The 8,690-nt window shown below is 43.3% G+C and carries 7 protein-coding genes and 1 pseudogene; 1 reads left to right on the top strand and 7 read right to left on the bottom strand.

Annotated features, from left to right (window positions below):
• Nucleotides 1–136: 136 nt before the first annotated feature.
• From ABD917_RS08285 to ABD917_RS08255, 7 genes and pseudogenes are all read right to left on the bottom strand, one after another.
• On the bottom strand, nt 137–364 hold the full coding sequence (locus ABD917_RS08285; RefSeq protein WP_345119609.1) for a hypothetical protein: 228 nt from the start codon (nt 362–364) through the stop codon (nt 137–139).
• Nucleotides 365–480: 116 nt separating this feature from the next.
• Nucleotides 481–708 carry a hypothetical protein gene (locus tag ABD917_RS08280; protein WP_345119608.1) on the bottom strand — a complete coding sequence of 76 codons (228 nt, stop codon included), beginning with the start codon at nt 706–708 and terminating at the stop codon, nt 481–483.
• Nucleotides 705–1,367 (bottom strand): lysozyme, encoded by a 663-nt coding sequence (locus ABD917_RS08275; RefSeq protein ID WP_345119607.1) that lies wholly within the window; start codon nt 1,365–1,367, stop codon nt 705–707. The genes ABD917_RS08280 and ABD917_RS08275 overlap by 4 nt, the downstream gene beginning before the upstream one ends.
• Before the next feature lie 64 nt (nt 1,368–1,431).
• Entirely contained in the window at nt 1,432–1,761 is a 330-nt protein-coding gene (locus ABD917_RS08270; RefSeq protein ID WP_345119605.1) for a hypothetical protein, read from the bottom strand.
• Between the two features lie 12 nt (nt 1,762–1,773).
• A complete protein-coding gene (locus ABD917_RS08265) occupies nt 1,774–6,165 on the bottom strand; it encodes a phage major tropism determinant (protein ID WP_345119604.1) in 4,392 nt (1,463 codons plus the stop codon).
• Between the two features lie 22 nt (nt 6,166–6,187).
• Complete coding sequence (locus ABD917_RS08260) at nt 6,188–6,409, bottom strand: hypothetical protein (RefSeq protein WP_345119603.1); 222 nt, start codon at nt 6,407–6,409, stop codon at nt 6,188–6,190.
• Nucleotides 6,410–6,418: 9 nt separating this feature from the next.
• Nucleotides 6,419–7,156, bottom strand: a pseudogene (locus ABD917_RS08255) (phage tail protein); the annotation flags it as partial.
• Nucleotides 7,157–7,324: 168 nt separating this feature from the next.
• Between ABD917_RS08255 and ABD917_RS08250 the strand changes: the two are divergent.
• Nucleotides 7,325–8,491 carry a tyrosine-type recombinase/integrase gene (locus ABD917_RS08250; RefSeq protein WP_345119602.1) on the top strand — a complete coding sequence of 389 codons (1,167 nt, stop codon included), beginning with the start codon at nt 7,325–7,327 and terminating at the stop codon, nt 8,489–8,491.
• The last annotated feature ends 199 nt before the right edge of the window (nt 8,492–8,690 follow it).

Here is an 8,690-nt window from a genome sequence, read left to right as displayed (position 1 = left end):
ATTTTGCCAAAAGATGTAACCATTTAAAAAGCCCTGTTAGAGAAGAAATATTTCTGCTGATTCTAACAAATCTTTTCAAAATTTTCTTCAATTATTGCGAATCAGCACTTCTTTTCGAGGGGTCTTTGCTATTTACCTAACTCTTCGTGATCCATTTTTTGACGTGGGAGAGACTATTTTCTAGCGCCTCCATAAAACGGGACAAATCGACTACAAACATAAAGACAATAAAGGCTATCCACTTCATAATCCGTGACATCATCTTTATGCCTTGATAGGTTTCTATCATCTCATGAAGGAGCTGGTGTTCCGTTTCTGTCAGTTGTTTGGTGTTATTTGGTTTCTTGGGCATCTTTCCAACCACAGACCTGCGCTCCCTGTTGATTATGCTTCAAAATATCTCTTGCTAAGTTTGAACTGATGACTTGAATGTCTTGTTTATCCAAATAAATGGGCAACCAACCAACACAAGAAACAGACCTATTTGCCACGCACCCAACGAGACAGAGCAGTACGAACATCAGCATCACTTTTTTGATTAACTTCATTTTCAACCTCAAAACGTGTTCTCGCTCTCTTTAAGGCTGTTTCTACCTGCTTGTGACGCTCGCTTTTCTTGCCAAGTTGAAAGGCTTTCACTAACGCTATAAAAAAAACGGCTATAGCCGTTAACAAAAGAGAGAGATTTCTTTTCAACCAATAAATCACAAGCGCTGTTCCTTAAACCGTTTGGCTACAATCGCTATACCTGTAAGCGCTGCTAGAACCATAATCCCTGCTAATGCCCATTGCACTGGACCATTGCCAACCAATAAGCCTCCAAAGCCTGAACAAGAACCTATAATCGGGGCAAGCGCTTCTACTTTGAAAAGACCTATTGTATTCTTTGTTTCTACTGTTTGATAATTAGAAGAAACATAAGATCCCTTTGCCCATAACCCTGCTTCGGCGGCTCGACGGTTAGCTAATCCTTTAAGACGCTTGCCACCTACCTTATTCCATTTCTGTAATTCTACTGGAACCGATTCGTAATCCCCTTGATTAAGCTTTTTCAATAATGTCGATTGGCAAAAAGCTTTTGTCCCTACATTATAACAAAACGACACCAGTGCTGCGAATTGGCTATCTGTTAACGAAACCGTGACGAATTGTTCTACCGCCTTCTCAAATTGCTTTAAGTCCTCACAAAGAATTTCTTCAGCTTGCTCTTTTGTGAGACGCATGCCCTTGTGGACTAAAGGTTTGCCCGCATAGCTTGTATGGCCATAACCAATCGTCCAAATACATGCCGTATCTCTATATGCCTCTAAACGCAAACCTTCCCATTGTTTGATAAGCTCTAAGCCTTCTTTTGAAATCTTTCTCATTTGCTCCTCCATAAAAAAAGCCCCACATCAGTGGGGCTGGATTAAAATCTTCTTTTATAATCTTCTATTGGCTATGCTCTTTGATCAACTGCTCAACTTCTTCAACGCTAAAGTCTAAATGAAAGAGCGGCGCATATTCGCTTTCCTGTAATTCATACTGACAACGCTTTGCTACAAAATCTCCTTTCAGATCAGACGGCATTTGCGTTGTTAGACAAACCTTATGCGTATCATCTTCTACCCCCTCTTCTCCGTCACTGAGCTCCTTAACTAAAACCCAATAAAAACGCGTCTCTAAAAGATCCTCTAAACGTCTTACCGTTTCTTCCTTATCAAAAGAAAGCATGTTTAAATAATCTTGCTTGCTATTTAAATGCTCTGGATAATCTATCATCTATCATCCCTCCTAAACAAAATGACGCCGACGGCTACAACCGCGAGTCCCTAGTTTCTCATCAGAAGTACTACGTGAATGTAAACCATTCCGATAAAAAGAACCACTCTTCGTAATATCCTCCCAACTCCCTCCACCAGACAAGACATTCAATGCTGTCGTAAAACTGGTCCACAAAGTGGAACTCGATTGTATCTGCATCGCAAAAGTTCCTGATAAAAATTGCAAAAGATAACCACAACCATCCTCACACCCTATATGCGAGATCATTCGACGATTTGCTGTATCAACATGACCTCCTGAAGTCTTTGGAGAAGGCGCTTGCTTGCCTTGGATACTTGTCTTCTCATTACTGCCATACATCGCAGAAGCAAATTCTTCATCTCTCAGTAACAACTTCTTGACACGCAACATATCTGATACATGATCGCTATAACTACGATTAGTGGTGATAGGAACACCATAAGCCGATTTGGTGTTTTTACCTGCACCTGATTGAAGATAGATGTCTACCCACATGTCTGTAGAGGGGTCATACACCATTCCTTCGGGAGAACTATGCGGGCGGTGATTGAGACACCAAACAGAATTGGGTGATATATCCCCAGCTCTATAACCAGACAATGGGTGACCTTCAATCGTTCCAACGTCCGCACAGAGCGTATGAAACCCTCCTATCTTGCGCGAATTATTGACTGTATAACCGTTTGGATAGGTAGAGTTTTCTGAGACAACAAATTTATGAGAATCTCCCCCATCAGAAACCAAATAAACATAATAATCCTTGCCCGCCGAGAAAGAAGAAGGAACTGTTATACTTTCGTCATTGGTATAACTTACAACCAAAACAGTATCCGCTAACTTTAAGGATATATGTGTTCCTTTTTTCAAGGTTAGTTGTTTTTTCCCACTCGCTATAAGAAACGGGGTAGAAACAGAAATAACACTTAAATTTAAGTGCTTAAGCAAATTTTTAAAATGAGAAGCACTCACTAAATCCCCATTGCTTTGCTGCACTGCTAAAGCAGTTTGTTTTGCTTCCTTGGCTATCGCTGTTGCCTGAGACGCTTCCGTCTTTGCTAATGTCGCCGTTGTTTGTGCAGAAGCAGCACTTGAACTTACCCTTTCTAGAGAACTCTTGAGGGTACTCATCTCCTGTTTCGTATGATCTAAGCTTTGTGTAGCTTCTTCTACCAAATGTTGTGCTTTATCTACTATAGTCTTCGCATTCGCTGCTACTTGCTCTAACTGTTTTGCTTTGTTCTGTACTTCTTCAACCTCAACACCAACCAAATTGGCTTTAACCTTTGCACTATCGGCTGCTTGCTTGGCTGCACTTGCTTCTTCTTGCGCTTCTTCCGCTATCTCTTTTGCCTCTTGCGCTGTAGAATGTGCTTGACTGACGACTTGTTTGGTTTCTTCCGAAATACTCTTAGCAGATAACGCTGTTCCCATCGCTGTATTGGCTACACTCTCTACACTTTCTGCTTTGCTCTTGGCTGCTTTAGCTAAACTTTTCAAAGTTTCTGCATCTATATGCTCTATTAACGATTTGGCTTCATTCGCTACTCTTGTCGCCTCTGATACGTCCTGTTGCGCTTGCTCTGCTTTAGAGACTGCCCCATCGGCTGTACTTTTCGCATCTTCGGCTATAGACTTCGCACTATCAGCTACTTGACGTGCTTGCTTGGCTTCATTCTGTGCTTCTTCCGCAGAACTCTCTGCAAAACTTGCTTTAACCTTTGCACTATCGGCTGCTTGCTTGGCTGCACTTGCTTTGTTCTTGGCTTCTTCCGCTAAGTTCTTGACGGCTTGTTCACTAACATGCCCTGCTGCCTCTCCAGAACGGACTGCCTGTTCTGCCGCTGTTTTCGCCTCTCCCGCTATTCTCGTCGCCTCACTTGCTTGCTGCTCTGCATGCTCTGCCTTCTCTTTTGCACTTGCTGCTGTGCTTTTTGCACTTTCTGCTGTCGACTTTGCACTATTGGCCAATTGTTTGGCGTTACTTGCTTCACCCTTAGCTTCATTGGCTCGTGTATCGGCTGTTTCCGCTTTCTTCTTGGCTTCTGCCCCTGCTCGCTCTGCTAAACTCGCTGTAACTTTAGCTCCATCCGCCGCTTGTTTTGCATCTCCTGCTTTACTTAATGCTTGATAGGCTAAACTTTCTGCTTTGCTCGCTGTTTTCTTGGCTTCTTCACCTGCCATTCCTGCTAAGCTTACCGGAGCTTTAAAATTATCAACCACTTGATTGATATCTATAACCTTACTTCTCGTCTCAGAGGCTATTTTCTCTGCTCGTTCCGCTATAGAGCGTGCTTGACCCGCATCATGTCGCGCATTGGATGCTGTGTCTTTTATATTCCTTACCGCGTCCTTGGCTTCACTCGCTTCTGTTCTTGCTGTCCCTGCTGTTTTTTTTGCTTCATTTGATGCCATTTGCGCTAATTCCGCTATTGTCTTGGCATTACCTGCTACTTCCTTGGCTTTTCCTGCCTCATCTTTTGCTTGATAGGCTAAACTTTCTGCTTTGCTCGCTGTTTTCTTGGCTTCATCTCCTGCCATTCTTGCTAAGCTTACTGTCGCTTTCATATTATCAACCACTTGATTAATATCTATAACTTTACTGTTTGCACCATAAGCTACGCTTTCTGCATTTTCTGCCTTGCTTCGTGCCTGTTCCGCATCATGCTTGGCAAATCTTGCTGTATCTTTCGATTCCTTGGCGATCTTTTGCGCTTCTTCGGCTATACTCTCTATCTTGTCTGCCTTTTTCTGTGCATTTTCTGCAACCTTCTTAGCTTCTGCCGATACACTCTTAGCTCCTTCGGCTGTGCTGCTTGCCTGATCTCCTCTTTGTTTTGCCTCATTGGCTAAATTCTCTACACTGTCTGCTTTTCTCTTGGCTTCTTGGGCTAATCTCTCTGCTCTTTCCGCTTTGTTCTTAGCTTCTTCAACGAGGGTTGTTACAGCTTGCGCACTCACTTGCCCCGCCGATTCTCCTGAACGTACCGCTTGCTCTACCGCAGTTTTTGCTTCTCCAGCTATCCTCGTAGCTTCACTTGCTTGCTGTTCTGCACGGTCTGCCTTCTTTCCTGCATTATCCGCTACGCTTTTAGCATCTTCTGCTATACTCTTGGCTGTACTCGATTGCGTCAATGCTTCTGAGACTTTTTGTGTTGTCTCATCATCTGTCTGTTTTGCCACATTGGCTGTTGATACCGCCGTCTCTGCAAGGCTTTTTACATCACTGAGCCTCTGGTTAACCTCATCACAAATACTCTTGTTTGCTTGCGCAAGATTCTTCGCCTCTTCTGATAACCTTTTGGCTGCTTGTGCACTCTCTTTCGCAGCATTGGCTGTTGTTAGCGCCGTGGTTGCCGTCGTGGTCGCACCAGTTGATTCTGTCCGCGCTTGCTCTGCTGCTACTTTTGCTTCATTGGCAACCTTTATTGCTTCTGTTGCATTGTCTTGCGCCTCTGTTGCCTTAACTCTTGCCGCCTCGGCAACTTGTTTGGCTTCGCTTGATGCACTCTTAGCCTCTCCTGCCGACGTCTCTAAAACAGAGACGCTTGCTTTAATGCTTGTAACCTCTGTGAACGCTTCTTCTGCTACTACCTTGGCTTCTTCCGCCGTCTGTCTTACCTCTCTAACCGTCTGTTCTACTCGATTTGCTGTTGTCAATGCTGTTTCACTAAAGCCCTTTGCATTATTGGCTGTGGTGGAAGCACCCTCTGCTATTCCCTTGGCTTGTTGCGCAACTCCATTGGCTTCCTCCGCTGTCTGCTTCGCTGTTGCCGCTACTTGTGCCGTCTCTCTTGCCGTTTGTTCTGTTTCTCTTGCTATTTTCGAAGTCTCCAACAGCTCTTGCTTAATTTCTCTTATCCCTTGTTCACTGCTTGCTTTTGCGTCGTCAGCTGTGCTCTTTGCTGCATTGGAATTCATAGCAGCTTGTTCTGATAAAGCTTTCGCTTCATTGGCTATACCTACTGCCCGTTCACTCGATTGCTTGGCTGATTCTGCCGTTTGTTTTGCCTCTTCAGACATACTCTTCGCATCTTCAGCAGCTCTCGTAGATAAACTGACATCATCCTTGGCTTCCTTTGCTGTACTAAGTGCTTTACTCACCGCTTCACCCGTTGTCGTCACCTCTCTAAGCGCTTGATCCGAAACACGCTTCGATTCTTCTGCAACTTGTTGTGCTCCATTCGCACGCGCCATCGCGTTTTCTGCTTCTTGCCTCGCATTCACAACCTGTTCTAACGGCGCAAAACTTTCATACGAATACAAAGAGGCTGTTCCTAAAATCTTCGGAACAACAACGCTATCTTGTGAAGTGCCAGCTAAAATTTCTTCTCTCGTCGCTACCGGTATCAGATATTCATGCGTATGTTCTGGTATCTTCATCGGCTCTTCTCCTTACATGATGCTACAATAAACATTCTTTTAATTCTTCAAGCTCTTCGCTTAAGCCACCTAAACGCTTCTCTAAATCTTGGAGCGAATTATTAAGCTCTGACTGCAAAGCGTTCCTCAACAAATTTAAAAGCTCGTTAAGCGGAGCATGCACAAAGCCACCCCCTGAATACAAAACAACCCGTACTTGAGACGGGTCGTTAAGCTCTGATATTGCAAATGGTTTTGATAACATTTCATCTCCTCATGTCTTAATCCCATAAACGACACTCACATTAACGGGACGCGTTTCAACGCCACCTGCCCTCTCCGTCAAAAGGTGATGTTCATGATGTGCCATATCATTGATGCCCGCTTTGATAGGCGTGGAATGATATAAAAAGTTAGCAAACGGGCTACGGATAAACCAAGGTAAGCGCTGCGGCTTATCCTTTTCGGTAAACCAAAAGGGTGCCTCTGGTGCTTCTGGAACGCCCGCTATTTCATCAAATTCTTGATTGCACCTTTCCAAGGCATCCCCACTCAATCCTATACATTCTTCATCAAGAGATCGCTTTCGCCTCTTTAAGGAAGAATCTGAAGAAGAAACATCACGTTTCTTGCGTGACGAATTGCTATCCGAAACTTCAGAACCTATAAAATGATCATGTGCTTTCAAAGAACAAGCTTGCATACTTGCAAAAGAACGCCAACGATCTAGACCACGTTCATAATCCATGCCCCGTAAAAACATTCCTCGCAAATCGGGGACATGGAATGTCGTGACACCATCTCCCTCTCCCCACGTCGTTCCTATCGCATTAAACAAATCCCAATAAACTAACCGTGAATAAGCTCTCCCATCACATAATAACCAACCCGAAGGTAAAGTTTCCATCGCAAAGGGACCAATCAAACCGGACGGTAAGCGTTCTAATGAAGAAACTTCACACCTTGTGGGATTGAGAACCTGCCAACCCGTTATCTCTTCATCAGATAACACATTGATTTATAATGATAATCTAGCGTTATTCATATTGAATGAGAACACCGAATAACGTAAGATTCTCTCATTTCAAATCTGTTTATGTTGCATCAATCAAAATCACTTGCTTGCACATCAAAAGCGGGGCTGGTGTGTGGGTAAAAACTGTATAAGAAAGGAGTAAAAATGGTCCTTATGAACCGTCTTAATGCAAGATCTGTCGCAACATTGGGGGCTGGCAAATATAATGATGGTGCCGGCTTGCTTCTTCATAAGCGTAAAGATGGGGGTGCTCAATGGCTTTATCGCTATACAATTCACGGGCGGCGTCGTGAAATGGGCTTGGGTGCCTTGAGAGATGTTTCTTTAAAACAAGCTCGCGAATGTGCAAATCAATGGCGTGCTGTTTTACGTGAGGGTCGTGACCCCATTAAAGAACGCAACAAACAAAAGCGTGAAGCAATAAGCAATCTCCATTATTTAAAAGATATTGCTTTAGAGACTTTTGAAAGCCGTAAAGCTGAATTAAAAAATGATGGGAAAGATGGGCGTTGGTTTTCGCCTTTACAACTTCATATTCTCCCTAAATTAGGTTGCCTCCCCGTTTCAGAGATTACACAAACAGAGATACGCAACGCGCTTTCCTCTATTTGGCATTCAAAAGCTGCAACAGCTAATAGGGCTCTTATTCGTCTCAATATGTGTCTCAAACATGCGGCTGCATTAGGATTGGATGTTGATTTACAAGCAACAGAAAAAGCGCGTGCTCTCTTAGGTAAACAACGCCATAAAACACAAAATTTTCCAGCCATGGATTGGAAGGATGTTCCTGCTTTTTATAAAACACTTTGTCAAAAAACAACGATGACACATTTGGCATTACGCTTGCTTATCCTTACAGGGGTTCGTACGCGTCCTTTGCGTCATATTCGTGAAGATCAAATTGAAGATAATGTTTGGACAATTCCTGCTGAAGGTATGAAAGGTAGACGTGATGCTACAATAGAATTTCGCGTGCCTTTATCATCAGAAGCACTAAAAGTGATTAAACAAGCGCGCCTTTTATCTCGTAATGGGTTTCTTTTTTCTGCAACCGGTCGCGGTCCTCTTGCGGTAAATTGTATGGCTCAATATATGCAACAGACTGGACTGAACGCCTGCCCCCATGGTTTTCGTTCTAGTTTACGCAATTGGCTTGCTGAAACAACCGATGCCCCCTATGAGGTCGCTGAAACTATTCTAAGTCATACGGTAGGGGGTAAAGTAGAGCGTGCTTATCGTCGGACTGATTATTTAGAACAGCGCCGTGTCTATATGGATAAATGGGCGGCTTATGTTACAGGTCAAGCTTAAGATATGGGGTGTAATACCCCATTATCTGTGGATAACTTTAGCTCTCTCTTCTCTCATTCCTTCTCAATAATTCTCATAAATTATCACATCAGAAAATGGATAATAAAACACTGTTTTTTATAGACTAAATACCTTTCCAATGATTCAATAATATGGTTAATAAATACATATGATTTGTTCCCATTTTTTACTCTTGAAA

The organism is Bartonella pachyuromydis, assembly GCF_039543065.1.
GTDB lineage: Bacteria > Pseudomonadota > Alphaproteobacteria > Rhizobiales > Rhizobiaceae > Bartonella > Bartonella pachyuromydis.
This window is presented reverse-complemented; position numbering and strand designations above follow the sequence as displayed.